This window comes from Kribbella kalugense (assembly GCF_004365875.1).
In the GTDB taxonomy this organism is placed as follows: Bacteria; Actinomycetota; Actinomycetes; order Propionibacteriales; family Kribbellaceae; genus Kribbella; species Kribbella kalugense.
In genome coordinates this window covers 688,989-713,233 of sequence record NZ_SODF01000003.1, presented here as the reverse complement: position 1 = coordinate 713,233, position 24,245 = coordinate 688,989, and the positions used below count along the sequence as shown (strand labels likewise).

The following is a 24,245-nucleotide window of genomic DNA, read 5'->3' as shown; positions in this document are numbered from 1 at the left end:
AGAACAGCCTTGGGAGGTGGTCGCGATGATTCCGAAGGTGGTCTACGAAACGGACCGGCTGCTGGTGCGCGACTGGGCGGACACGGACGGCGACCGGGTGTTCGACATCTACCGGCGCTGGGAGGTGTCGCGCTGGCTGGGCGCCGAGCCGCGGGTGATGACGGATCGGGGCGCGGCCGAGAAGGTGATCGAGCGCTGGAGCGAGCGCAACCGCGACGCGACGTACGGCGTCTGGGCGGTGGAGGAGCGTACGACGGGAGTCGTCGCGGGGACCGTGTTGCTCGTGCCGCTGCCCGACCCATCGGACGGGACCGCGAGCAAGGGGGAGGTCGAGGTCGGCTGGCACTTCCACCCGGACGCGTGGGGGCGCGGGCTGGCGACCGAGTCGGCGCGCGGCGCGATCTCGCATGGGTTCAAGGCCGGTCTCAGTGAGATCTATGCGGTCGTGCGCCCGGACAATGTGGCCTCGCTGGCAGTCTGCGGCCGGTTGGGCATGCGCTCCCTCGGCCGCATGGAGCGCTGGTACGGCGCCTCAATGGAAGCATTCGTCCTCTGACGATTGGGGTACTTCGGTGTTCGCCGCGTAACCTTGACGCCCGTGGCACTCACCATCGGAATCGTCGGGCTCCCCAATGCGGGCAAGTCCACCCTGTTCAACGCGCTGACCAAGAACGACGTGCTCGCCGCGAACTACCCGTTCGCGACCATCGAGCCGAACGTCGGGGTGGTCGGCGTACCGGATGCGCGGCTGGGCAAGCTGGCCGAGCTGTACAGCTCCGCGAAGGTGATCCCGGCCACCGTCCAGTTCGTCGACATCGCCGGCATCGTCCGCGGCGCGTCGGAGGGCGAGGGGCTGGGCAACAAGTTCCTCAGCCACATCCGCGAGTCGGACGCGATCTGCCAGGTCACCCGGGTGTTCCGTGACGACGACGTAACCCACGTCGACGGCAAGGTCTCGCCGTCCGACGACATCTCCACCATCCAGACCGAGTTGATCCTGGCCGACCTGCAGACCGTCGAGAAGGCGATCCCGCGGCTGGAGAAGGAATCCCGGCTGAAGAAGGAGTCCGCCGTCACGCTCGAGGCGGTCCGGGAAGCACAGAAGCACCTTGAGGCGGGTACGCCGATCATCGCGACCAACGTGGACCGCGACGCGATCCGCGAACTGATGCTGATGACCGCCAAGCCGTACATCTACGTCTTCAACTGCGACGCCGACGAACTGTCCGACGAGCCGTTGAAGCAGCAGATGCGGGACCTGGTCGCACCGGCCGAGGCGATCTTCCTGGACGCGAAGTTCGAGGCCGAACTGGTCGAGCTCGGCGACGAGGACGAGGCCCGCGAGATGCTCGCCGAGATGGGCATCGACGAACCCGGCCTCGACGTACTCGCCCGCGTCGGCTTCGACACCCTCGGCCTGCAGACGTACCTGACCGCCGGCCCCAAGGAATCCCGGGCCTGGACGATCAAGCGCGGCGCCACCGCCCCCGAGGCAGCCGGCGTCATCCACACCGACTTCCAGCGCGGCTTCATCAAGGCCGAGATCGTCTCGTACGACGACCTGATGGAAGCCGGCTCGATGAACGCCGCCCGCTCCGCCGGTAAAGTCCGGATGGAAGGCAAGGACTACATCATGCAAGACGGCGACGTCGTCGAATTCAGGTTCAACGTCTGACGTGACCGTGCTTGACGCGCTGCCCTGTCTCGAAGGTCGGGTCCGGGTCCGCACTCTCGAGCATGGCGATGCTGCCTCGTACGCGCTGGGATCCAAAGACGAGTCGGTCGAGCGGCACGGGCACCTACCGTTCTCCGACTACACCGAAGATCTCGTCCGGGAGCAGATCGACGGAGACATCGCGGCCGGGCTTGCGGACGGTTCCTTGGCCGTGTTGGCGATCGCCGACGCCGGCTCGGACGGATTCCTCGGCAGCATCGTCCTGTTCAACGTGAGGGCGGACCGGGCGGAGGTCGGTTTCTGGTTGGCTCCTTGGGGCAGGGGGAGAGGCGCGGCCCGGGATGCTCTTTCGGCGGCCGCGCACATTGCGGCTCGTCTGGGGCTGACCTTCCTGGACGCCAGGACCAGCCCTGACAACCAAGCGTCGCAACAGACCCTGCTCAGCGCCGGCTACCGTCAGGTGGGCGAGCCCGAGGCTGTGACCGCACCGTCCGGAGAGGTGTTCACCGCATGGAAGTTCGCGAACGACGCGATCGAGGTGAGCTCGGCGGGCGCGGTGCGCTGGTACTCCGCCCAGCCCTGGAGCACCTCGGCGATCTCGTTCGCGGGGAACGCGATCTTGCCGAAGAAGATGTCGGTCGTCGGGTGCGCCGCGAAGTCGAACGCGGTCACGATCCCGAGGTTGCCGCCACCACCGCGGATCGCCCAGAACAGCTCGGGGTTCTCGTCGTCGGCGGCGCGGACTACGTCACCCGCTGCGGTCACGAGCTGTACCGCGACCAGTTGGTCCAGCGCGAGACCGTACTTGCGGACCTTCCACCCCATCCCGCCGCTCAACGTCAGCCCGCCGACGCCGACGCTCTTCGTGTCACCCGACGAGATCGCCAGCCCGTGCGGCGCCAGCGCGGCCGCGACCTGTCCCCAGGTAGCGCCGCCGCCGATCCGCACGACATGCCGTTCCTTGTCGATGATCTCGATCCCGGCCAGCTTGCCGAGGTCGATCACCACACCGCCGTCGTTCGTCCCCAACCCCGCGAACGAGTGCCCGCCGCCGCGCACCGCGAGCGGCAGGCCGCTCTCAACGGCGAACGCCACGGCCTTCCGGACATCCTCGACGTTCGCCGGCCGGAGCACGTACGCCGGGCTGCCGGCGACCAGCACCGTCCGGCTCGCGACGTCGTACCCCTCGTCGCCCGGCGCGACGATCTCCCCACCAAATCCTTCGACTACTGCGCTCATGACGATCCTTAGTGTTTGCCCTCATCGAACAAACACCTGACGCCGGCCGAGCAGAGCATGTGACGTGAACAACGCCACATCACAGATCAGCGGTCTATTTCGTCAGGGGTGGACCTGCATGCAGGCAGAACCCCGCATTTGACCGTCTGACGCGGTCGGAATGCGGGGTTCTGCCTGCGTGGCGGTCCGCTTCAGTGCAGGCGGACAGTCACCAGGGTGGTCTCGATTCCGCTGTCGACCAGGTTGCCGTCGGCATCGAATGCGGCCGACCCGTCGGTCATCCCGAAGTCGTTGTCGTTGATCAGGACCAGCGTGTCGTGCGGCAGCAGCGCGATGCCCTCGATCTTCTTCGGCGCGCCTTTGACCGCGTTCAGGTCGAGGAACAGTTTCTTCTTGAGCACCGGTACGCCGGTCGCGTCCGCCTCGTACGACGGCGTGGTCGCGACATCGTCCCACTTCGAGCCGAGGATGTTGGCGGATGGTCGCAGTACGACGGTCTGCAGCCGCGCAGCGTTGTCGGTCCGCTCCTCCACCAGCAGCGTTTCGGGGCCTGCGGCAACGATCGACGAGATCTTCAGCTCGCTCGTGTCGTCCTCACCCGGGTCGACCACGCCGACCGGGTCGAACTGGTACGCGTACTCCGCCGTCAGCTTCCCGCGGTGCGGCGAGAACCGCAGCAGCCGCGTGTTGAGCGAGGCCTCGCCGACCTTCTTGCTCGGGTTCGACAGCGGGCTCTGCAGCGCGAGGACCAGGTCGCCGCCGGGCAGCTGCGCCAGGCCTTCGAAACCGCGGTTGATCTTGCGGGTCAGGAAGATCGCCGGCAGCGACTCGATCACCGGGTAGTCGGCGCCCTTGAGATTCAGGCCCTTCGGAACGTACCGCGCGAGCACCTGACCGCGGCTCGACACGTGGACGAGCGACGGGCTGTACTCGTCGACCAGCCAGAACGTCCCGTCGGCCGCCCGGACGATGCCTTCGGTGTCGAGGCCGTTCGGGTTCAGACCGAGGCGGGTGGAGGCGTCGAAGTTGTAGGGAAGCTCGTCGCGGCTCTCCTGGTTGGACAGGCCGGTGACCGCCTTACCGTGCCGCGTGGTGATCGGGATCGCGTCGATCACCTTCAGCTTCTTGCCGTCCACCTTGACCTTCACGATCGCCGGGTCGAACCCCGGCACCGGAAACGTCCGCCGGTTCACGTCGTCGACCTTGATCTGCCCGTTCGGCCCACGGTCGGTCACGGTCCAGAACTCACCGCTCTTCCCGGCCGGGAAGATGTCACTCCCGATCCCACCGAGATCGACCTTCCGGTCGTTGTCCACCGAGCCGCGGATCAGGTCATTCGAGAACTTCTTCAAGGAGATGTCCGGCAACGTAGCCGTCCCCACCACCTTCGGCCCGCGATCACCGGCGACGGCGGTCTGCGCCGTACCTCCCACCAACGCGGCAACCCCAACCATCGAAGCCGCAACCAGCCACCTATTACGCGACATGCGAATCTCCCCTCACAGACGTCCCCGCGACCCTCACCCGACCGCGTGAACGCCAAATGAACGGGGTTAGGCGCGGGAGCGCATTTCGGTGGCGAAGGATTCCTGGAGGCGGCGCATGGTCGCGGCTTCGGCGGGGTCGGCGAAGAGGGCGGGAAGGTCGGCGGGGTCTACGTCGTACAGGTGAGTCTGGATCCACCAGATGTTGCCGGCCGGGTCCTTGATCCGGGCGCCGCGGTCGCCGACGATCCGGGACGTGGTCAGCTCGGTGATCACGGTCGCGCCGGCTGCGACTGCACGGTCGACCACGGCGTCCGCGTCGTCGACGTACACGCTCAGGAAGCTTGGGGTGTCGGGCCAGTCGGGTTGGGCGTCGAAGGCCATCACGACCGAGTCGCCGATCGTCATCTCGGCATGGCCGATCGTCCCGTCCTCGTTCTGGACCGCGAAGGCCGGCTTCGTCCCGAACGCCTCCTGCACAAACTCGAGCCAGGCCGCCGCTCCACGAACGGCCACATACGGAGTAACGGTCGCCTTACCGCCGGGGTTCTTTGTCATGTCTCGATCATGTCCGCAGTAGAGGACAGCTTCCGTCCTCTACGGGAGAACCCACTTCTGGTTGATTGTGGTGGTGCAGGTGGTGAGGGTCAGTTTGGTGCCGTTGGTGGACAGGCCGCCGGCTGGTGCGAGGCATAGATTTGAGGCGGCGTTGAGTAGCGTTCCGTTGGGTTGTGGGGTCCAGTGTTGGGCGGGCGTGCCGTTGCAGGTCCACAACGCGACGGCCGCTGCAGCTCGACCGTCGAGGCATTTGCCCATCGTGCGTAGGGTGCCGTCGTCCGGGGACGGAGTCCATTGCTGGTTGACCGCGCCCTTGCAGGTGTACAGCGTTGTTGGCGTACCGTCAGCTGTCGAAGCCTGGTAGACATCGACACACTGCCCGGCGATCCCGGTCACCGGCCCGGTGTCCTGGAAGACGCCGAACTCCCACAGCGAGTAGTAGCTGCCGGCAACAGCACGAGAGGTCGCGCTGATCCGCACATACCGCGCGTAGTTCGCACTGAACAGCAAACTGTCGGTCCCGCCGTCGCCGGCCGTCGTCGAGTAGACGGTCTTCCACGTCCGCCCGGACCCGGACACCTGGATCTGGTACGACTTCGCGTACGCCGTCGACAGCCAGTTCAGGAGCACCCGGTTGACCACCTGCACCGATCCCAGATCAATCCGGAGCCACTGCGGATCCTTCCGTGCACTCGACCACGCCGTGGTCATCGAACCGTCGACAGCCTTCGCCGCCTCGCGCCCGGCGAGATAGGTGCTCGAGGCAAGCGCCGGTCGACCGCGAGCGAGGTTGCGTTTCACGCCGTACGTCGCTGTGTACGTCGCAGCCGCCTCCGGTGCAACCAGGTTGTGGTTCCGTGCTCCACCGTCCGACCAGCTCGCAAAGCGATAGAGCTGGTTCGAAGAAGCCTGCACCGGATCCGCGGACACCGACACACTCGACCCGATGATCACAGTGGAGGTGAACGGGGTCTTGGCCGTCGTGTCCAGGGACGTCACCGGCAACCCTGCCGGCGAGGAGGCGAGCCTCAGCCCGACCGTCTTCGGATCCAGCCGCACGCTCTTGGTGTCGGTCAACCCCTGAGCGTCCGTCGCGGTCAGCTTCAGTTCGAGGTACGACGGATACTCGTGATCCGGCGCGACGAACGAACCACCGGCCCCGGTCATCGACGTGATCGTGTGCGTATGGCAGTCACTCGGACAGTGATGCATGATCAACGTCCAGGTCAGCGCCGACCCCGGCAACGTGCCCTGCTCGGGATCGGTCGCCGAGCCCGAGAAGTTGATCGTGTCTCCGACCTTCCACGTCGTCGCCGGACCAGGTGACGTGATGAGCGCGGTCGGCGCGGTGTTGGCCACGTTGATCTGTGTAGACGTCGTACTGGTCGTATGGCCGTCCGACACCTTCAGCCGCGCGACCACTTCCCCTGACGTCGTGTACATGTGCTGCACCGTCGCCGCGGTGGAGTCGTCGTAGACGCCGTCCCCGTCGAGATCCCATGCGTACGTCAGCGGATTGCCGTCGGCATCGTTGGACGCGGTCCCATCGAACGTCACCGCCAACGGCGTCGGCCCGCTGGCCGGGTTCGCCTGGATGACCGCGGTCGGCGGGTTGTTCGTCGCGTCGTACACGTACCGCATGATCCGGCCGTTGTCGTAGTCGACCGCGAACAGATCCCCGCCCGGACCGGTCTGCAGTTTCGTCGCGCCGTACCCCGACGCGAACACCTGGATCTGTGCGGGATCCGGCAAGCCGTCCGAGCCCGGCATCATCGCCCACACACAGCGCCGGCTGTAGTCGGTGAAGAACAGTGCGCCCTTGTACGCCGCCGGATAGTTGCCCCCGGCATAGAATGACATCCCGGAGATCGACGAGCTGCCGACCGTACACGACTCCCCGGAAACGATGTGATCGGTGTGTTTGTACGCGTAGTACGGCGACGTGACCGCCGACGGACCGGCGGCGTACAGGTTTTCGCAGAGGTTCACGTTGATCGCGTCGTACCCGGGCTGCCGGCCCGAACCCTCGTAGCAGGGCCAGCCGAAGTTCGTCACCTTGGCCGTGGGGTCGGTGATCCGGTCGATCTCCTCCCACGTCGAATAGCCGACGTCACCGAGCCACAACTCCTTCGTCCCCGGCCGGAACGTGAACCGCATCGGGTTCCGCAGACCGTTCGCGACGATCCGGCGCGTGTTCAGATCCGCACTGCTCGCAGCCGGGTTGCCGGGCGCGGCTTGTCCGGTGTCCGGGTCGATGCGGATGATCGAGCCGTCCAGAGTGGTCGGATCGCCAGTCGTACGGACGTCTTGGGCTCGGAGCGCACCACCTTCGGCGGTCGGCGGGGTGAGCGTCGCGCCGACGGGCGCGGGCCCGTCACCACACGGGTTGTCCGGCGTGACGTCGGACGCCGGGTAGCTGTCCTGGCCGTAGTCGACGTAGTTGAAGCTGGCTCCGTCACCCGCGCCGGCGTACAGCATCCCATCCGGGCCGAACTCGATCGAGCCGATCGAATGGCTCGGGAACACCTGGCACCAGTCTTCGACCAGCACCTGCTCGGCCCCGTTCCCGTTGATCACCGAGAGACGCGCGCTGGCCTGGCAACCGTCAGCGGTCGGACCGGGCGGGCTGGGACAAGGATCGTCGGCGGTGTCCGGCGTACCCCACTTCGGTGTCGGCCCGCCGATCAGTCCGTCGTGCGTGTACAGCACGTAGATGCGTGGATCCTGAGGGAAGTCGGGATGCAACGCCAGCCCGAGCAGACCGCGGTCCCAGTAGTTGTCGACCTCGGTCCGCAAGTCGGCGTACACACTCGGCGTCGGATCGTCGAGTGAGTCGAAGACCTTGATCAGGCCGCTCTTCTCAGCGACGAACACCCGGCCGTCCGGCGAGAACACGACGTTCGTCGGATTGGTGAGTCCGCTGAACACCGCCTGCTCACTGAATCCGGTCGGCGTGACAGCGGCCTGTGCCGGCGCCGTCACTGCGAGCGGCAGCAACAGAAGTACGCAGAACATGGGCAGAACACGACGCAGCAACTTGGCAGAAAACAACACGAAGCCCCCCAGCCTCACAACCCCGGTGCCAGCCCTCACAGCCCCATACAGACACTCGGTCGGCCGTAAGGATTACCTGCGCGCAACCCGCGACGCAAGCCCCGACCAGCATTCGTTTCAAACACTCCACCGATTGCTCACTCGGACGGTCGGACCGGGCACACTGGGCTGATGATCCGTAGCGTTCGGGAGTTGCCGACCGGCCCGGGCGTCTACCGTTTCCGCGACGACGCCGGGAAGATTTTGTATATCGGCAGGGCCCGCAATCTGCGCCGACGCGTGCGGTCCTACTGGGTGAACGTCGGCGACCGGCCGCACCTGGCCCGGATGGTACGGCGAATCGCTCGGGTAGAAGGGGTTTGGTGCGACTCCGAGCACGAGGCGGCCTGGTTGGAGCGCAACCTGCTTGAGCGTTCCAAGCCGCGCTGGAATCGGACCGAGGGTGGCGCGGAGGTGGTCGGCTACATCCGCCTCGACGACGGATCCAAGCCAGGCTTGCGATTCCAGCACACGATCACCGGGAGCGCGCCGCACTTCGGTCCGTACCTCGGCGGTCTGCGGATCCGGCAGGCGATCTCCGGACTGCACCGAGTGTTGCCGCTGCATTACACAGTGGAAGGCGATGGCTCTGCCGAGGAGTTCGGCCGGCTCTTCGGGATCGGGCCGGGAGATCGTGACGCGTTGGCGCGTACCGCGATCGCCGTACTGCAACGCGATCCGGCTGCGGTCACCACTCTGCGCGACGAGCTGGTACGACGACGTGATCGAGCCGCGGCCGGGTTGCGGTACGAGTTCGCGGCCAAGGTGCAGGGTGAGATCGAGGCGCTCGCCTGGATCGTCGCCGAGCAGAAGGTCGCGTGGCTCGAGCCGCGCGACGCGGACGTGTACGGCTGGGCGGACGGCGTACTCGTCCGCTTCGAGCTGCGCGGCGGACGGATGAGCACGTGGACGCAGCGTGCGGTGGGGGAGGCGACGGCTCGGGAACGGGTCGCAGCGACGCCTGAGTTGTGGCGCACGTTTGCTCAGCGCAACGCTGAGTTGGCGGCCCGTCTGCTCAAGGTGACTTCCTGACTTCCTAGCATGTCCTCATGACCTACCCGCCTCTCTTTCCGCAGCAGCCTCCGCCGAAGCGATCCCGGGGGCCGCTGCTGCTGGTCGGCGGGCTGGTGCTGCTGCTGATCGCCATCGTCGTCACGGGTGTCGTGTTGGTCGCGAAGCGAAGCGATGACAAGCCTGCCGTGGCACCCGCGGTCCGGACGAAGCCTTCGGACCCGACCGCGGTCGAGTTCCGTCGCGTGCTCACGGCCAAGCCGGGCGCGTGTCCCACTCCGACGCCTGCAGGTACGGCGTGCGACGACGCCGGCATGCGCTACACCCTCGGCAAGGTCGAGCTCGACGGCAGCAACGTGTCCGAGGTGAAGGCCGCAGCCGATCCGAACGGGACCGGCGGCTGGCTCATCGCCCTCACCCTCGACTCGAAGGGCGCCAAGCTGTTCGAGCAGCTCACCGCCAATCTCGCCAAACAGACCACGCCCGCGAACCAGGTAGCAATCGTGGTCCGCGGAAAGGTCGCCGCCGCCCCGGCGGTCCAGTCCGAGATCACCGGCGGCAAGGTCCAGATCAACGGCGACTACAACCGCGACAGCGCCGAGGCCCTCGCCACCAAGATCACCGGCTAGCCGCGACGTACTCCGCTTTGCCCGCGAACTTGAACCGAACAATCGCGTGCGGCACCGGCCCCGGCCACGGCGACTGCTCCACGCGGCGGTAGGCGAAGTGCCCGTTCTTCACCTTGGCCATGCCGACATAACCGTCGGCACCGTGGGCGAGGTTGGAGTCAGCATCGGCGCGACCGGTGCATCGCTGGACCAGTTGATCGTGTTGAAGGCGACCGTGGTTGCGCCGGCGACGACCGCGACGGCTGCAGCAGTCGCGACCGCGGTCGCCAGGCGACGTCGCCGTACCTGCCGGCGTCCGGTTCGCATCAGGGTGTCGAGGTCGGGGACGTACGGCGCTTGCGCGTCGACGGCCTCGGTCATCAGGTCTTTGAGCTGGTTCGTCATGTCAGCCTCCCAGTTCGGCGAGGTCGAAGTCGGCAAGATCCTCGAAGTACCGCAGTACGACGCAGGCTCGCTGCCGATCCGGCAGCTCGGCGAGCGCCTGGGGTCGAGACGACCACCTTGCTCGCGTACGCGAGGATGCCGCCTTTGCTGTAGATCCTCCGCCAGCCGCGGTACAGCCGGAGAAGCGCCTCCTGGGTCGCCCGCCGCCGGTCTCCGCAGAGCAGGTACGCCGTACGCCACATCGCGTTGGCGTGATGGGTCACGAAGGCGGTGTAGTCGCTCTCCGCATCGCTGTTCAACCTGGCCTCCTCGGCTCTCGCTGCGCAATAAACGCACTGGCGGGAGGTTCGGTTGCATCAGCGATCAGCGGTTGGTGACCTCGAAGGCGACTACTGCGGCGGCGACGGCGACGTTGAGGGACTCGACGCCGGCGTGCAGCGGGATCTGGAGGTCGGAGTCGGTGGAGACGGTGATGCCGTTGGTCTCGCCGCCGAGCACGTAGACCGCACGTGGGGCGAGCTCGGCCCTGAACAGGGAGTCCTGCGAGCGGGCGCTCAGACCGTAGACGTGGTACCCCGCGCCCCGGAGCAGGTCGACCGCGGTCTTCGCGGTGGACGTGTTCACGATCGGCGCCTGGAATGCGATCCCGGCGGACGCCTTGATCACGAGCGGCCCGACATGCGGCGTACCGGCCCGGGGGAGGATCACCCCGTCGAACCCGGCGCCGGTCGCGGTCCGCAGGATCATGCCGACGTTGCCCGGGTTGGTGACGCCGTCGAGCAGGAACACGTTCGTCGGGCGCTTCCCCCGCTCCCGGACGAACTCCTCCAGCGGCGTCATCCGCGGCGCGTCCACGTCCGCGACCACACCCTGGTCGTGCTTGCCGTTGCCGGCCAGCCACTTCACCCGGCTGGCCGTCGCCCGCTCGACCGGCGTCCCGTACCGCTCGGCCGCCCGCAGGATCTCCTGCATCGACTGCCCGGTCGCGTTGTCCGCCAGCACCACCTTCGCCACCGACAGGCCCGGATCGTGCAACGCCTCCAGCACCGGCTTCCGCCCGTACACAGTGATCCACTTGTCCCGCGGCGATTTCTTCGAATCCACCCGCCTACGGTACGCCGGGCAACGTCACGGTCGGGAAACAGCTGGGTTCAAGCAATTGAATGCCGTCACCTAGAGTCGAATTCCGGGCACCTAAAGATTGCCTCGCCAAAATGTCAACTTCGACCTCCCAGGATGCATCGAACAGGTGTCTCAAAGGGGGGACAAAAATGAAGCTTTTCCATTCCATCCGAACCACGATCGCCGTACTCGCGGTGGCTGCGGTTCCAGTTGTTGCCGTACCCGCGTCCGCCTCGGCCGCTCCAGGCTGTCAGGAAATCTGGGGATCCTTGCCGGAGGCAAACAACAGGGTGAGCGCCGGCACGCTGGCCACGGTCCGCGCCGGCCGGCACACCTGCTTCGACCGCGTCGTCTTCGACGTGACGGGCGCCGAGACCACCTACTCCGCGCGCTACGTTCCGGACGTGTACCGCGCCGGCGCCGGCCATCTCGTCCCACTCCGTGGTGGCGCGAAGCTGGAGATCATGCTCGGCGTCAACGCGTTCGACGACGACGGAAACTGGGCGTTCCAGCCTCCGAACGAGTCCGAACTGGCGAACGTCGCCGGGTTCCGCACTCTCCGCCAGATCGCGTACGCCGGTGACACCGAAGGCGCCGCCTGGGTAGGGATCGGCGTCCGCGCCCGTCTGCCGTTCCGCGTGTTCACCCTCGACGGTCCGGGCTCCGGCAGCCGCGTCGTCATCGACATCGCCCACCGGTGGTGAGACGGTCAATTCGGTTTTGTCGGCCGCCCGCACGGGGAATGGCTCGAGGCTCGCGAGGAATACGCCAATTTATCGTGGTCCCTACGCGTTGAGCGGGTTGGTTGCCTTTCCGTCAAGCCAGAGCAGGTTGCTCGGGTCGGCGTGGGTGCCGTTGCTGCCGACGTGCTTGTCGCTGATCTGCGCACCGTTCTTGATCACGTGCACCAGCGCCATCGCGTGGCCGCGGCCGAGGTCGTAGTCCGCCTTCAGCCAGTCACAGATCACGCCGGCTTTGACGTCCTTGTACCCCCGGCTGACGGCCTCGTCGACCAGCTCCCGCGGGGTCCGGCCGGTCTTCTCTTCGATCTTGTCCAAGTACGCCTGGAACGACATGTCTGTTTCCTCCTGTGGTCGTCGTACACACCTACGTCGAACGACCACGGAGGAAATCGACAGGCGCCTATGAGCGGATTAGTTCGTCACGGATTCTGAGTACGGCGGCGGCCGAGCGGTCGATGTCCGTCGGGCCGGTGGTCCAGTTGCTGACCGAGATGCGCATCGCGGCCTTGCCCTGCCAGGTGGTGCCGGACATCCAGCAGGTGCCGTCGCTCTGGACCGCCGTGACGACTCGCCGGGTGAGCTCGTCGTCGTCGCCGAAGCGGGCAAGGACCTGATTCAGTACGACGTCGTTGAGCACCTGCACGTTGTCGGCTTCGAGGCGCTGTGCAAATCGATTTGCCATCTCGTGGCAGCGGTCGACGATCTCGGCGATACCGGATCGGCCGAGGGCGCGAATCGCGGCGTACACAGGGATTCCGCGCGCCCGGCGCGAGGACTCCGGGTTGTAGTCGAGCGAGTCGCGTTCGCCGTTCTGGTCCTGGATCAGGTAGGCGGCCGTGAGCGACATCGAGGCCCGCAGGGGCTCGGGATGGGCGCAGAGCACGAGGCCGGAGTCGTACGGAACGTTGAGCCACTTGTGCGCATCGGTCGCCCACGAGTCGGCGTTTTCGATGCCTTGGACAAGGTGTTGAAGGCTCGGACTGACGGCTGCCCACAGGCCGAAGGCTCCGTCCACGTGGACCCATGCGTTGTGAGCGTGCGCGACCTCGCAGATCTCGGCGGCCGGATCGAACGCGCCGGTATTCACGTTGCCGGCCTGTGCGCAGACGATCTGCGGTCCTTCACCGAGCGCCTCCGCCAGCGCGTCCGCGCGCATCCTGCCTTGGCCGTCGACCGCGATCGGCACGATGCAGTTCGTCCCCAGACCGAGGAACCGCAGCGCGCGGTCGACGGTGTTGTGCCGCTCGGCTCCGACCAGCACCCGGATCGGCGGTGCGCCAATCAGCCCGTCCCGCTCGACGTCCCACCCGGCACGCCGCAGTACCTCATGTCGCGCCGCCGCCAACCCGGTGAAGTTCGCCATCTGAGCGCCGGTGACGAAGCCCACCGACGTACCGCTCGGCAGTCCGAACAGCTCGACCAGCCAGTCCGCGGTGATGTCCTCGACCACGGCCGTGGCGGGGGACGACGCGTACATAGCGCCGTTCTGGTCCCAGGCAGTCGTGAGCCAATCAGCCGCGAGCGACGCCGGCGTGGCGCCGCCGAACACGAACCCGAAGAACCGCCCGCTCCCACTCGGCAGCAGTCCGTCCTCGACCCCCTTCGCAAGCCCCGCGATCACCTCACGCGGATCCGTCGGCCCGGTCGGCAGCGGACCGCCAAGCGCTTGACGGAGCTCGGCCGAGGTCGCCCGCGGCCCGACCCGGCGCTCCGGTAACCCGTTCAAGTAGGTCATCGCGCGCTCGAACGCCTCGGTGAGCGGTCCCTCCCAATCAACCATGGCTCCTTTGTACGCCAGACTCGGCGCTACAGTTCGGCCATGCGGATGCGGAGTCAGTGGTCGGCGATCGTCGGCTACTCCTTGGTCGGGGCGTCCACCCAGCTGGTCTGGCTGAACTTCGCCGGCGTCACGACCGTCGCGGCCTCGCGGTACGGCGTCTCCGAGAGCGCCATCGGCTGGCTCGCACAGGTCTTCCCACTGCTGTACGTCGTACTTGCGATCCCGTGTGGGCTCTTGCTGGACCGCTGGTTCCGTGGAGCGCTGATCGCCGGGGCTGTGCTCACGGCTATTGGGGCGCTCGTGCGGCTGATCGGGGACGACTTCGGCTGGCTGCTGGCTGGTCAGATCCTGGCCTCGATCGCCCAGCCGCTGGTCCTGAACGCGGTCACCGGCATCACCGGCCGTTACCTCGCCGAGAAGGATCGCCCAACTGGCATCGCGGTCGGCACGGCCAGCATCTTCGCCGGCATGGTGATCGCGTTTCTCCTCTCCGCGATCTTCACGACCTCATCCTCCCTCCCAACCATGCTCCTCATCACCGCCATCTTCTGCGTCCTGTCGGCCGTAGCCCTAACCGCCACTCTCCGCCAGCCCGGCCCCTTCGAATCCCCTCGTCTGGACACTTCGGCTGCACGCGCGAACCGCAGTGCATTGGCGGCTGCCTGGGGCGACCCGCTGATCCGCCGCTTGTGCGTCCTTGCACTCTTCCCGTTCGGCGTGTTCGTTGCCATGAGCACCTTCGCTCAAGCTCTGTTGGAACCGGCCGGCGTGAGCGGCGGTACCGCGAGCACGATCCTCCTGGTGAACGTCGTCGCCGGCGTCCTCGGCAGCGCGACCATCCCGATCCTGGTCGTCCGTCGCCGCGCGGAGTCCTGGTTGCTCGTGGTGAGCCTGACCATGACGTCATTGGCCTGCGTGCTGCTCGCCGTCGCTCCCGGCGTACTGACTGGATTCGTATCCATCACGGTGATCGGGTTGCTCCTGCTTCCCGCCCTCCCGATCGTGCTCGAACTCGTAGAACGCCGTACCGGAGAAGCCGAAGGCACCGCGGCCGGCCTGATCTGGATGGCCGGCAACCTCGGCGGCCTGGTGGTCGCGGTCGTGGTCGGGCTCCTCGTCGACCACCCGTTGGCCGCGTTCCTGGTGATGGCCGCGATCGCGCTCATCGCCGTACCCGGGGCTCGCTCTCTCCGCCGGCCGATCGCCGAACTCCGATCGCAGTCACAACCGTAGCCAACAGCCCGCCGACGCCTGCGGTGATGAACGTCGTACGGGCGTTGGTGTGCTGGAGCAACAGCCCGCCGAGTACGTACGAGATCCCGGCCGCCAGACCGATTGCGCCGTACAGATTGCCGAACACGCGGCTCCGGAGCTGCGGCGGTACGACGCGTTGTAGGTGAGTGTTGACGCCGACGTCGATCGCTGCGATCCCGAGCCCGCGGATCACCTGCAGTGCGAGCGCCGCCCAGATCGCCCAGGCGAGGCCGGTGACCAGGTTGCCCGCGCTGCTGACGGCGAACCCGATCAGCATCAAGACCGGCATCGTCAGCTTGCCCGCGTACCTCGCCAGGATGATGAACCCGACGATGAGCCCGATTCCAACGCCGGCGTACAACGTCGCCGATGCGGAGTCGCTGCCGTGCAACTCGTCCTTCGCCAGGAACACCATCGCGACGTCATCCACCCCGTTGAACGCGACCACCGCGAAGAACCCGATCCCGATCACGCGGACCGCTTTAGCCCGCCAGATGTAGCCCAGACCGTCCCGCGCGTCCTTCAGCAGACTGTGTCCCGACGGCTCGACCGGCGGGATCTTCGGCAGCCGGCTCAGCATGGTCGCCGACACGAAGAAGGTGGCCGCATCGATCAGCAGGATCCCGCGTACGTCGGTGATCAGGAACAGACCTGCCGCGATGATCGGGCCGATCGCTTCCAACCCGTTCGTACCAGCCCCCAACGCCGAGTTGGCCGCCTCGAGTTGGTCGTCGTTGACCAGCGCCGGCATCGCACTCCGCGAACTGGCCAGGAACACCGTCGCCGTCACACTCCGGACCGCCACCATGACCAGCAGCACCGGCATCGGCGGCAAGATCACAGCCATCGCGACCGTCAGCGCCCCCTGTACGAGGTCGCAGATGACCATCACCCGCCTGAGATCGAACCGATCCCCGATCGCCCCCGCCAACGCCCCGAACAACCCCGGCACGGTGTCGCCCGCCAATAAGAGGAGAGCGACTGCCAACGCGGCCCCGGTCGACGCCTGCACATACAACAGCAGCGCCACCAACCCCAGCGAGTCCCCGAGGAACGAAACCGACCGAGCCCCCCACAACGCCCGAAACCCCGCCGACCCCCGCAGCAACCCCCACACAATCCTCTACTATGTACCCGCACACCGGCCGGTGTGGCGCAACTGGCAGCGCACCGCTCTTGTAAAGCGGGGGTTAGGGGTTCGAGTCCCCTCACCGGCTCTCTGACCTGGGAACATGCCCCGGACGTGATCAACTTCCGGGACTCAACTCACCCTTTACTCACCTCTTTGCATCCGCGGACGTTCGAGATCGCCGCTAGATCTCAGGCTCTGCCGACGCTTCGCAATCCTCCTCATGGATGTGCCTTAGCGCCGCTTCGAGGTGCCCGGCAGCCTCCGGGTTCCGTCGGCGTCGGCCGAAGTAGTCGTCGACCGTCGTCGATGTCTGCGCATGCCCGAGCTGATCGGCGACCTGTCGCGGCGTCTGCCCGGCGCCCTCGAGAATCGTCGCGGTGGTCTTCCTGAACACGTGCGCTGTCACCCACTCGAGCTCGTCAGCCAGCGAGCGCATTCCAGCCAGCTCCGTGAGCTCGAGCAAGGCTGCCCGATTTGTCCGGGACAGACGGTACGTCTCGGCCAGGCTGACCGCTTCCTCGGCGGTCAGCCTGACTCGCCCGGTCTCAATCAGACTGATTCGGGTCTTGCGCCAGTTGAGCTTGGCGACGACCTCGTTCTGTGTGAAGCCGGCAGTGCGTCGATGATCGCGAAGCGTTCTGCCCAGCTCTTGCCGCCTCTGGCCGCCGACCGGCCGGCGAGCATTTCGCAGTGCCTTTTGAACGTTGTGGGGGTCTCGGAACCCGCCGTTGCTGGCAGGAAAGATCGGCGCGTCGAGGTCTGTTCCTGGCGTCCACCTAGCGAGCAACATCTCCCGTGCCCACGGCGGCAACCCGATGATTCGATCCCCGGCTGAAGACTTGACCCTCCGCCGTATCAGCCCCCTGCCCTTGATCCGCTGTATTTGATGACTGCAATCGATCTCGCCCGTCTCGCGGTCTAGGTCTCGCCAAGTGACGGCGAGACTCTCGCCGATTCGTTCGCCTGTAGCGATCATGAACTTGCTCAGATCGATCAGGTCCGCCCGGACGGCCCGCTCGTCCTGTCGCATCAGCTCGAACCACTGCTCGCGTTCGTCAGCCTCCAGTGCCCGCGGCAGTCGCTTCTTCGACGTCGCCCGGATCTTGACCTCTCGTACGGGATTTGCCGACAGCGCGCCATGTGTCACGGCCAGCGCGAACGTGCCGGTCAGGATGCTCTTGCAGGTCTTCGCGCTGGCGGACCCCACTTCATCTCTGATCGCCTTGATGACATCGCTGCATCGAGGCGTGCCCGCCTCGATGAGCCGCAATGATCCGATGCGTGGTTCTAGATTCTTGTCGTACTGATACCGGTAGGTGTCGTACGTCCCTGGCGACAGCACGTCCTGATCTACGAGGTCCCGTACCTCCGCCATATACAACTCGGCCGCAGCCGAGACCCGATCACTGGACGTCAGCTCTCCTGCGTCCCCCACCCGCTGCCGTGCCTTGAGCACACCCCGGAGCCGATTCTCGGCCTGACTCGCCGTGTCTCCCCATTTCGCAACTGGCCGAGTCCGCCCATCCAGATCCCGAAACTTAGCCCGCGCCTCGTACCTACTCGCCCGGCCGTCGTCGTTCCACTTGACCGCTCGCGAAGTGATCTTTCCCCAAGTCCCGACCGGCAGCGGTTCCCTCGCCATCAGACCTCCTGAACACATAAGAGGTCCGTTCAACGCCCGAGCCGAGACGACTTTGACGACTTTGACGACTTCCATCCGTGCGCGCGAAGTTTGCTGGCTGTCTAGCCGACTCTCTGCAAGGCTGCAGCAGGACGCCGCGCCTCGTCTTCTCGGCTGAGTGAGGTCCGGCGACGAAGCGCGGCATCGCTAGAAGTGTCGCTGGATGTAACCCTGCGGCGTCCACGGACTCAGCAGAATCAGTGGCTGGCTGTGTAGCAACAACCTCGTTGCCGACAGGTGCCTATGCGCGGAGTCCTCGAGTTTCGCTGCCTAGGGTGCCGGGTCGAGCCGAGCTAGGCGATCGAAGCCGTTGGCCGTGGCAACGACCGATTGGCCGTCGCCCTCTGGGTCGCTGTCGCCCTCTGCGCGGCGCCGGTCGTCCTCGCAGACAGCGTCTCTGGCTATAGCGCCGTACCTAGCCAAACGAGCGATTAGCGATCGGCACTCGCCATCCTCAGCCTCTGTCTCGGCAAGGCGGCCGCCCGGACGGAGTCCATGCCTCTCGGTTCATCCTCGCCGATCGAGAAGGCAGCTCGGTCGGACCTGCTCAAGAGTTTCTTGGCGCATGCGGTCAGCGGCATGAGGTGAGGTTACGCCCGCGTGAGTGTAGGACAGGCGCCTGTGGGAAGTGCCTGGCGCGGCGCCCTGCGATCGGCGAGCTCAGCGGGGAGGGGCGTGGGGACGGAGGTGGCAGTCCCTCCCGTTGAGACCACCGGGCTGACGGTCGTCAGCATGGCGACAGAGCGGGCGATCAAAGTTCAGGATCGTGCAGCTCCTTGCGCGCGCATGTTCGTCGGGGCCTGCGAGCCGGGCCGATCGGCCTGCTGCGAGCAGTACGCCGTGAAGTCGCCTTTGGCCACAATGCGCACGTAGGGCTCGGCACCTGCGCTCAGCCGGCATTGTCCGACTGTGGATGTTCAGGCGCTGATTCCAGACTGTGTGATGTCCGCGTGGAAGTTGATCAGCAGGGTCGGCGATCGTTCGCGGAGACGGTCGAGGTCGGAGATGTCTCCGACCTCGAAGGCGTCGCCGCCGGTCGGTCGCTTACAACTCGGACCCGGCGGTCGAGGTGAGCAGGAGAGGCTCGGCGTCGCGGTCACGCCAGCGTTCACCGCAGACAAGTGCCGACGCGGAGCGAAACTTCTCGGTCGTGGCCTGTCCTCGAGCGCTTGGCAACCGACTCTGATCGCGGCATAGTGCCCGCTAGGGAGCGGTCGGATTGCGAGGTTCGGTGGCGCGACAGCCGAAGCTCGAAGCATGGATCGTAGGCGCCGTGCCGCTCCGTCGCCTCCGCATTCCGTGTGTCTTTCGCTCTGCAAGGTCGGGGGCCCGATGACGGTCGAGGAAGAACTAGCTGAACGGCTCGCCGGGGCTGGATGGGAGATGACGTCGCCAATCAGTGCAAGCTGGCTCGGCGGTACCGCCGCTGGTCGGGACGCGAGGATTCAGCAGTATGGTTGCGCAACGGTTCGCTCTATCCTGGTGCCGCTGTGGGGCGCGATCGCGTAGCGACCTCGATGAACGAGCAATCCGACTCGCTTTCGCTTCAGCGATTCGCGGCAGATCTCCGCAAGTTGCGTACCGGCGCAGGCATCTCCAGCTACCGCGCGCTCGCGAAGGTCGCGCACTACTCACACACGAGCCTCGCGGAAGCGGCTCTTGGAAAGTCACTCCCTTCCCTTGATGTCACGATGGCTTTTGTCCGGGCTTGCGAGGGCGATCCAGAGATATGGCGGCGGCGTTGGGCAGCCCTTGCAATCCGGGCATCGGAAGCACCTGGAGCCGTCATGGCCGGACCGCCTGGACCGAAGCAGGAGGCTGTCGACGGCGCCGATCCTCTGGACTCCGGTTGCTATCTTGATGCCGTCACGGTCGCGGCGAGGAAGGTCTCACTGACGACCCGACGCCTTATCGTCGGTGAGATCGAGCTGCGCTACTCGCACGGTGAGCAGGCAGCCTGGGGACGGTTTGGTGGGACAGAAGGACTCGACGTGCTTGCCTTGCACCGTCACAGGGTCGATCTCGTGATCGGCATCGATCGTCAGGCAGACGGCAAGTCGCTCGAGTACCGAGACGAGTATGCCTTCGATTATCACTGGGGTGACCTTCTCAAGACCGGCTCCGGCGGTCTGCATGCGTGGGTCAGGGTGCGATTTGACGGCATTGAAGTGGCGTACGGCGAGACGGATTGGATCGACCTTCCGTGATTAATGAGTCCGAGTGCAGTATTGCGGACCGCCGTACAGCTGGATGCACGACTGGATGTAGAAGTAGAAGTTGAACATGTTCGTCCAACGGGTCCCGTAGCAAGGAACCGTCACATTGCTCTGAGCCGCCCATTGCGTCGCCTGCCAGTCGTACCAAGCGATCGTTTTGATCGATCCGCCGTAGCGGCAATCGCTGGTCGTAGCTCGGGTCCAGGCGGCGCTGCACGATGGCGAGAACCGCATCTCCACGTAGAAGCCGTTCCACGTGTACGCGTCCAGCGACTTCGCATCCGCCGCGCAGCCCATGGCCTGCGGGTCCTGGTTGTTACAGCTTTGCCGGTAGCAGCCCGCGGCAGATGCTGTTGGAGTTCCAACCGGAGAGAGCACATTGGCGGCCACGGCCACCAGCAGGGTAGTCAGCAGCGCGAGGAAACGAGCGCCACGCCTCCGATGATTTGCGGAACGCCGCCGCGGCGTCGATAAACAGTTCAGTCGGATCTGAAGCCTCGACTGCATTGGTCCTCCTAGGGCCGGCGTCCAAGGGCTCGGACTGCCTACCTCGAGGATGCCGCCGCGGCGCTAGTAGCGAACACAGAGAAGGTGTCAACTGACAGACGGCTTACAACGCCATTGGAGGACCGCACGGACGGTCCCGCTTGCTATGCGGGTCTTCGACGTTCCTTGGCGGTGTACGCCCAGACTTGCAGCCACTCATGACGCTGTTCGAGCTCGAACAGGTTGTGACCAGTGATCGCGTCCTCGCGAAACCGAACGTTGCGACGCGGACCGTAGGCGACCTTCCGCCAGGTCTCGTCTGCGAGCGAGTCCATCTGGACTACTAGCTGGCCGATCTTCGATCCCACCTGCGATCTCTAGCCCTCCGGTTTGGGAGCCGCCATTGTCAACACCTTGCGGTCGCTGACGCTCGTCAGGTCTGCGGTCATCCTGACCAGAAGCGTCGGTAGCAAACTCCGCACCGGGCGCGCCACGGGCTTAACCGAGCTTGCCCGGTAGCGAACTGTGTATGAAATGCGGTCATTGGTCCATCCAAACTCTTCTTTGGCCGAGCGCCCGGCTCGCCTGTCTAGCAACCCCATCGATTGAGCGAGCTGGTAGAAACCCTGGGCCGGCGTTGTTGGCGTCGAGATACTGGACGAGTGCTGACAGCATCAGGTGGAGCCGCGGATACGTGCGGACCACGATGCACCCCAAAAGATGACCTATGGCAGCACGCTCGGCTGCCTGCTCAAGTCGAACGAACGACAGCCGGCGCGGCGAACAGGCACGGCATTGAGCTCGGTGTCCGTAGTGGTGATGCCTAGCCGTGCGCGCTCCTCCAAAACCCCAAACCGGCAGCGACCATCCGGTCCCAGGACTCTTCGTCGCGCCCATGAATCGCAAGCCTCACTCCCGGCAGAGCGGTCGACTCGACAAGCCTACGACTCTACGATTCCGTGAGCCGCCTTGCGCGATGTTGCCTGCTACATCCGTCGCTGGGCGTGAGTCGTTACAGGATTTCGACGCCGGTACGCACCACGCCTGATCCGCGAGTGGACCGGCTGGCCCGACGACACCGATCCAGACCTGCCAACGACCTCGCCACGGAGGTCTGCTTGTTCGTTCGCGACGTGCGTCCGGCCGCCTGATCCGACAAATCGGTCCGATAAGTATTCTCTTAAGCTCGTATCCAGGGGAGCTGATTCAACGGCTCTGAAGGAACTCAGTCCTGTTTCTTGATCGCTCGCGGCCGTGACGAGGAGCTCGCGATACACATCCAGGCGGCCCGCCGCAACGACGTCACGGTCGACGAGATCAAGGAGACGCCTGCCCAGGCGGCGATCTACTGCGGTGTTCCAGCCCCCCATATGGGCTTCATCGCGCAGCCTTTTAATCCGCCGCTCGACAGTTCGACTCTGGCCCTCGATGGGCGGGGGAGTTGTCAGGGGCTGCCGGATGAGTCGTCGAGGATCGCGCTAACGATCTCGGCAACGCGAGAGCGTTCGGCGGGGGTGAGGATCTCGTGAAGTCCCGGTCGATCCTGTCTGGGCTGCACCCCTTGTCGAGCGCGACCCACGTGAAGTTCCGGGCGGGAGCGCCGGCAGGACCCCAGCTTGCAACGAGCGGTGCCGTCGCTGCGACGGGGAGCTTGATCACCGCTTCGACGAGGCAGGGGCGATGGTGAGATTCGCGTTCAACGTCTGCGAGTAGCGTTTGCCGCTTTGCTGGTAGATGAACTTGACGCCATCTGACATCAGTGGTCGCTTGGCCGAGGTGACCCGAATGTGGAGGTAGACGATCTTCTGATCCGGCAAGGTCTGGCCTGGGAGCAGTGTGTAGCCTCGTACGTCGGTTGACGGTTTGCTTGACGGGTCGTCAGCTGCCGAGCCGCCGCTGGTGTCCCACGACATCGGGACACCAGCGGCGAACGCCTCTTTGTCGAAGAGTCGAGCTTCGACGAAGCTGATGCCGTCGGGCAGCGTTCCGGGGCGGACGTCCTCCAGTGTCAACTTCTTCGAGGAGTGGTTGGTGATGGCCGGGGCGAAGTACCAGACATCGTCGTTGACGTGGGCGGTCGGGATGCCGATCTCATACGAGCCGTCTGCGGTGCCGAATGCGTCCCCTTCCCGGGTCGTGCTCGGATCGCCAGGGCTCCGAAGCATCAGCCCGACGCCTACGCATATCGCTACCACGATCGCAGCCGACGCGATCACGACCTTCTTCCTCACCCGACCGCCCCCATTTTGTCATTAGTAGCTGTAGAAGACCTTCATCCCCGGCGCGGGGGCTTCGTAGGCGAACAGGTTATGACTTACAGATTGATTGCCCGCAGTGTAGCGCTGCTGCCGCGCTGAGGACTTCGATGTGGTGGAGGTTACCGAGAATCCGAAGACGGAGATCGCGGCGCTGTGGCTGTTGCTGGCGTTGGTGCTGGCGTTGAAGTATGTGCCGGCTTGGACCTTCCACTTGTATGGCGCGTCTGTCCAGCCGTAGTACCCGTCGTAGCTCGAGACGTCGGCGCCGTATTTTCCTGCATAGGCATCCTGAGGAACTACGACACCCTCTGCGGTCGTGTAGTTGTATTTGTAGATCTTCCTGTTGATGCCTTGGCTGTCGCGCTTGCAGTCGTAAACCGTGTAATAGCCGTAGGAGACTGCGACTTGCCACTGGTAGGACCAATTGGGGCCTTTGGTGAAGCCTGTGGAGATCCCGAAATCATTGCCCACGTAGTGTGTACCGTGCACGGTCCAGCTTGCGCCGCCGCTGTAGCTGAGGCCCATGGTCATGCTCGAGCCGGCGGTGTGGCTGTAGTCGACACCGCCCCACGAGTCTTGGCGTGCGTGGGACTCGAGCATCGTTGTGTAGCCCCAGGTTCCCTTGTTGCGGTCGGTGACGAGGACGTTCTCAAGGGGGCATTCATCGCCGGTTGCGGCCGGCCCCGCAATTGTGGCCAGCTTTGCGTCGTCTGCTGACGTGGCCGGAGTGATCGCTTGGTTGGTGTAGTCGCTGTCACCGATCCGCTGAGCGGCGGCCATATCGCCGGCTGGCTTTCCCGTCACGTCGGGCTGGCCGAAGAAGACTGGCCGGTCGTGCTGTGCCTGCTCGGCGGTCAGCGTGGACTTCGGGTTCGTTACATTTGCTGGAGGGGCCTGGTCGGGGGAATGTGGAAGCTCTTTCGGGCGCCGAACTGGAAGCAGCGGTGCTGTGGGCACGGCGGCCGTCGCTGCGTCGGTTGCGGCAGCACTCATGGTGCCGCCGATTGCGATACCCGTCGCGAACGCGGCTACCCCCGTCATCTGGCGGAGCTCCCCGCTCTGCGGGTCGCGTGTCACACCATCAGCAACCGCCTGGAGGTTCAGTACGCCGTCGTTGGCCGCTGCAGCATCGATCGCGGCCTTGGGGAGTGCAGATAGTGCGACGTTCCAGGTGCCGTCGGCCGTGGTTGTCGTCGTAGCCAGGGGCTTTTGCTCGATCGTTGTTCCTTCGCCCGACATCGGCAGCATCGGATAAACCCCCACTGGGAGATTCACCGCAGGTGAGCCGTCCGCTTCGGTGAATCGACCGCCGACGGACGGGACGGTACTCGTGGATCTTGTGCCACCGTCGGCGCGGACGCCGAACGAGTACCTGCGGGCGGGGCTCCGATCGCCGTTTGCATCCACGATTGTCAGCGTGAGGTCGTGCCAGCCGACGCTTGGCGACAATGTGAACTGCGTGCGGCCACGGGCACCCTGAGCTGTGAAGTCGCGGTCAGG

Annotated in this window: 24 protein-coding genes, 1 tRNA gene and 1 pseudogene; 10 read left to right on the top strand and 16 right to left on the bottom strand. The window is 65.7% G+C overall.

The features are described from left to right. Positions 1–25: 25 nt before the first annotated feature. The 3 genes and pseudogenes from EV650_RS34730 to EV650_RS41540 form a co-directional block, all read left to right on the top strand. The gene (locus tag EV650_RS34730; protein WP_134123387.1) at positions 26–556 is read left to right on the top strand and encodes a GNAT family N-acetyltransferase; all 531 of its coding nucleotides are present in this window, start codon (positions 26–28) and stop codon (positions 554–556) included. Positions 557–598: 42 nt separating this feature from the next. Next, entirely contained in the window at positions 599–1,675 is a 1,077-nt protein-coding gene (gene ychF, locus EV650_RS34725) for a redox-regulated ATPase YchF (RefSeq protein WP_134123386.1), read from the top strand. A gap of 1 nt (position 1,676) precedes the next feature. Continuing rightward, a pseudogene (locus EV650_RS41540) lies at positions 1,677–2,117 on the top strand (GNAT family N-acetyltransferase); the annotation flags it as partial. A 14-nt stretch (positions 2,118–2,131) separates the two neighbouring features. Here the strand turns inward: EV650_RS41540 and EV650_RS34715 are convergent. From EV650_RS34715 to EV650_RS34700, 4 genes are all read right to left on the bottom strand, one after another. Continuing rightward, positions 2,132–2,914 carry an FAD-binding oxidoreductase gene (locus EV650_RS34715; RefSeq protein WP_134123385.1) on the bottom strand — a complete coding sequence of 261 codons (783 nt, stop codon included), beginning with the start codon at positions 2,912–2,914 and terminating at the stop codon, positions 2,132–2,134. Positions 2,915–3,105: 191 nt separating this feature from the next. Next, positions 3,106–4,401: an esterase-like activity of phytase family protein gene (locus tag EV650_RS34710; protein WP_134123384.1), complete on the bottom strand. Its 1,296-nt coding sequence runs from the start codon at positions 4,399–4,401 to the stop codon at positions 3,106–3,108. A 66-nt stretch (positions 4,402–4,467) separates the two neighbouring features. Further along, entirely contained in the window at positions 4,468–4,956 is a 489-nt protein-coding gene (locus EV650_RS34705; protein WP_134123383.1) for a VOC family protein, read from the bottom strand. 39 nt (positions 4,957–4,995) lie between these two features. Next, positions 4,996–7,971: a PQQ-dependent sugar dehydrogenase gene (locus EV650_RS34700; RefSeq protein ID WP_134123382.1), complete on the bottom strand. Its 2,976-nt coding sequence runs from the start codon at positions 7,969–7,971 to the stop codon at positions 4,996–4,998. 210 nt (positions 7,972–8,181) lie between these two features. Between EV650_RS34700 and EV650_RS34695 the strand changes: the two genes are divergently transcribed. Together EV650_RS34695 and EV650_RS34690 are read left to right on the top strand one after the other, a co-directional pair. Continuing rightward, positions 8,182–9,081 (top strand): GIY-YIG nuclease family protein, encoded by a 900-nt coding sequence (locus tag EV650_RS34695; protein ID WP_134123381.1) that lies wholly within the window; start codon positions 8,182–8,184, stop codon positions 9,079–9,081. A gap of 17 nt (positions 9,082–9,098) precedes the next feature. Beyond that, positions 9,099–9,689, top strand: coding sequence for a SecDF P1 head subdomain-containing protein (locus EV650_RS34690; protein WP_134123380.1), 591 nt, complete (start codon positions 9,099–9,101; stop codon positions 9,687–9,689). Here the strand turns inward: EV650_RS34690 and EV650_RS41365 are convergent. From EV650_RS41365 to EV650_RS34675, 4 genes are all read right to left on the bottom strand, one after another. Then, a complete protein-coding gene (locus EV650_RS41365) occupies positions 9,679–9,810 on the bottom strand; it encodes a hypothetical protein (RefSeq protein ID WP_255512127.1) in 132 nt (43 codons plus the stop codon). The genes EV650_RS34690 and EV650_RS41365 overlap by 11 nt on opposite strands. Further along, positions 9,798–10,073 carry a hypothetical protein gene (locus tag EV650_RS34685; protein WP_134123379.1) on the bottom strand — a complete coding sequence of 92 codons (276 nt, stop codon included), beginning with the start codon at positions 10,071–10,073 and terminating at the stop codon, positions 9,798–9,800. Before EV650_RS34685 ends, EV650_RS41365 begins: the two co-directional genes overlap by 13 nt. Next, complete coding sequence (locus tag EV650_RS34680; RefSeq protein ID WP_134123378.1) at positions 10,070–10,372, bottom strand: SigE family RNA polymerase sigma factor; 303 nt, start codon at positions 10,370–10,372, stop codon at positions 10,070–10,072. Before EV650_RS34680 ends, EV650_RS34685 begins: the two co-directional genes overlap by 4 nt. 64 nt (positions 10,373–10,436) lie before the next feature. Next, a complete protein-coding gene (locus tag EV650_RS34675; protein WP_134123377.1) occupies positions 10,437–11,177 on the bottom strand; it encodes a TrmH family RNA methyltransferase in 741 nt (246 codons plus the stop codon). Between the two features lie 167 nt (positions 11,178–11,344). Here EV650_RS34675 and EV650_RS34670 point away from each other — a divergent pair, with 167 nt between their 5' ends. Beyond that, entirely contained in the window at positions 11,345–11,899 is a 555-nt protein-coding gene (locus EV650_RS34670) for an AMIN-like domain-containing (lipo)protein (RefSeq protein WP_134123376.1), read from the top strand. 81 nt (positions 11,900–11,980) lie between these two features. Here EV650_RS34670 and EV650_RS34665 read toward each other — a convergent pair whose 3' ends face one another. Then, a complete protein-coding gene (locus EV650_RS34665; RefSeq protein ID WP_134123375.1) occupies positions 11,981–12,271 on the bottom strand; it encodes a DUF4287 domain-containing protein in 291 nt (96 codons plus the stop codon). Positions 12,272–12,338: 67 nt separating this feature from the next. Then, positions 12,339–13,718, bottom strand: coding sequence for a pyridoxal phosphate-dependent decarboxylase family protein (locus tag EV650_RS34660; RefSeq protein WP_134123374.1), 1,380 nt, complete (start codon positions 13,716–13,718; stop codon positions 12,339–12,341). Between the two features lie 39 nt (positions 13,719–13,757). Here EV650_RS34660 and EV650_RS34655 point away from each other — a divergent pair, with 39 nt between their 5' ends. Next, positions 13,758–14,951: an MFS transporter gene (locus EV650_RS34655; protein ID WP_134123373.1), complete on the top strand. Its 1,194-nt coding sequence runs from the start codon at positions 13,758–13,760 to the stop codon at positions 14,949–14,951. On the opposite strand, the gene EV650_RS34650 is transcribed toward EV650_RS34655, so the two are convergent. Then, a complete protein-coding gene (locus tag EV650_RS34650; RefSeq protein ID WP_369409973.1) occupies positions 14,881–16,089 on the bottom strand; it encodes an MFS transporter in 1,209 nt (402 codons plus the stop codon). The genes EV650_RS34655 and EV650_RS34650 overlap by 71 nt on opposite strands. A 27-nt stretch (positions 16,090–16,116) precedes the next feature. On the opposite strand from EV650_RS34650, the gene EV650_RS34645 reads away from it, so the two are divergent. Continuing rightward, positions 16,117–16,189 (top strand) — tRNA-Thr (locus EV650_RS34645). 96 nt (positions 16,190–16,285) lie between these two features. Here the strand turns inward: EV650_RS34645 and EV650_RS34640 are convergent. Then, entirely contained in the window at positions 16,286–17,746 is a 1,461-nt protein-coding gene (locus EV650_RS34640; RefSeq protein WP_166678380.1) for a helix-turn-helix domain-containing protein, read from the bottom strand. A gap of 1,556 nt (positions 17,747–19,302) precedes the next feature. Between EV650_RS34640 and EV650_RS34635 the strand changes: the two genes are divergently transcribed. After that, a complete protein-coding gene (locus EV650_RS34635; RefSeq protein ID WP_134123370.1) occupies positions 19,303–19,992 on the top strand; it encodes an XRE family transcriptional regulator in 690 nt (229 codons plus the stop codon). Here EV650_RS34635 and EV650_RS34630 read toward each other — a convergent pair whose 3' ends face one another. Further along, on the bottom strand, positions 19,993–20,508 hold the full coding sequence (locus EV650_RS34630) for a DUF2690 domain-containing protein (RefSeq protein WP_134123369.1): 516 nt from the start codon (positions 20,506–20,508) through the stop codon (positions 19,993–19,995). 143 nt (positions 20,509–20,651) lie between these two features. Then, positions 20,652–20,855: a hypothetical protein gene (locus tag EV650_RS34625; protein ID WP_134123368.1), complete on the bottom strand. Its 204-nt coding sequence runs from the start codon at positions 20,853–20,855 to the stop codon at positions 20,652–20,654. An 870-nt stretch (positions 20,856–21,725) separates the two neighbouring features. On the opposite strand from EV650_RS34625, the gene EV650_RS34615 reads away from it, so the two are divergent. Beyond that, positions 21,726–22,016 (top strand): carboxymuconolactone decarboxylase family protein, encoded by a 291-nt coding sequence (locus EV650_RS34615; RefSeq protein ID WP_134123367.1) that lies wholly within the window; start codon positions 21,726–21,728, stop codon positions 22,014–22,016. A gap of 126 nt (positions 22,017–22,142) precedes the next feature. Here EV650_RS34615 and EV650_RS34610 read toward each other — a convergent pair whose 3' ends face one another. Together EV650_RS34610 and EV650_RS34605 are read right to left on the bottom strand one after the other, a co-directional pair. Beyond that, complete coding sequence (locus EV650_RS34610; RefSeq protein WP_134123366.1) at positions 22,143–22,718, bottom strand: hypothetical protein; 576 nt, start codon at positions 22,716–22,718, stop codon at positions 22,143–22,145. A 21-nt stretch (positions 22,719–22,739) separates the two neighbouring features. Then, on the bottom strand, positions 22,740–23,993 hold the full coding sequence (locus EV650_RS34605; RefSeq protein ID WP_134123365.1) for a hypothetical protein: 1,254 nt from the start codon (positions 23,991–23,993) through the stop codon (positions 22,740–22,742). Positions 23,994–24,245 lie beyond the last annotated feature (252 nt).

What these genes read in the sequence shown, in the direction of transcription:
- EV650_RS34690 (WP_134123380.1), top strand. Translation starts at nt 9,099, where the DNA reads ATGACCTACCCGCCTCTCTTTCCGCAGCAGCCTCCGCCGAAGCGATCC.
- EV650_RS34685 (WP_134123379.1), bottom strand. Translation starts at nt 10,073, where the DNA reads ATGACGAACCAGCTCAAAGACCTGATGACCGAGGCCGTCGACGCGCAA.
- EV650_RS34630 (WP_134123369.1), bottom strand. Translation starts at nt 20,508, where the DNA reads ATGCAGTCGAGGCTTCAGATCCGACTGAACTGTTTATCGACGCCGCGG.
- EV650_RS34655 (WP_134123373.1), top strand. Translation starts at nt 13,758, where the DNA reads ATGCGGATGCGGAGTCAGTGGTCGGCGATCGTCGGCTACTCCTTGGTC.
- EV650_RS41365 (WP_255512127.1), bottom strand. Translation starts at nt 9,810, where the DNA reads ATGGCCAAGGTGAAGAACGGGCACTTCGCCTACCGCCGCGTGGAGCAG.
- EV650_RS34710 (WP_134123384.1), bottom strand. Translation starts at nt 4,401, where the DNA reads ATGTCGCGTAATAGGTGGCTGGTTGCGGCTTCGATGGTTGGGGTTGCC.
- EV650_RS34705 (WP_134123383.1), bottom strand. Translation starts at nt 4,956, where the DNA reads ATGACAAAGAACCCCGGCGGTAAGGCGACCGTTACTCCGTATGTGGCC.
- EV650_RS34665 (WP_134123375.1), bottom strand. Translation starts at nt 12,271, where the DNA reads ATGTCGTTCCAGGCGTACTTGGACAAGATCGAAGAGAAGACCGGCCGG.
- EV650_RS34700 (WP_134123382.1), bottom strand. Translation starts at nt 7,971, where the DNA reads ATGTTCTGCGTACTTCTGTTGCTGCCGCTCGCAGTGACGGCGCCGGCA.
- EV650_RS34660 (WP_134123374.1), bottom strand. Translation starts at nt 13,718, where the DNA reads ATGGTTGATTGGGAGGGACCGCTCACCGAGGCGTTCGAGCGCGCGATG.
- EV650_RS34670 (WP_134123376.1), top strand. Translation starts at nt 11,345, where the DNA reads ATGAAGCTTTTCCATTCCATCCGAACCACGATCGCCGTACTCGCGGTG.
- EV650_RS34605 (WP_134123365.1), bottom strand. Translation starts at nt 23,993, where the DNA reads ATGCTGCCGATGTCGGGCGAAGGAACAACGATCGAGCAAAAGCCCCTG.
- EV650_RS34715 (WP_134123385.1), bottom strand. Translation starts at nt 2,914, where the DNA reads ATGAGCGCAGTAGTCGAAGGATTTGGTGGGGAGATCGTCGCGCCGGGC.
- EV650_RS34695 (WP_134123381.1), top strand. Translation starts at nt 8,182, where the DNA reads ATGATCCGTAGCGTTCGGGAGTTGCCGACCGGCCCGGGCGTCTACCGT.
- EV650_RS34635 (WP_134123370.1), top strand. Translation starts at nt 19,303, where the DNA reads ATGAACGAGCAATCCGACTCGCTTTCGCTTCAGCGATTCGCGGCAGAT.
- EV650_RS34730 (WP_134123387.1), top strand. Translation starts at nt 26, where the DNA reads ATGATTCCGAAGGTGGTCTACGAAACGGACCGGCTGCTGGTGCGCGAC.
- EV650_RS34640 (WP_166678380.1), bottom strand. Translation starts at nt 17,746, where the DNA reads ATGGCGAGGGAACCGCTGCCGGTCGGGACTTGGGGAAAGATCACTTCG.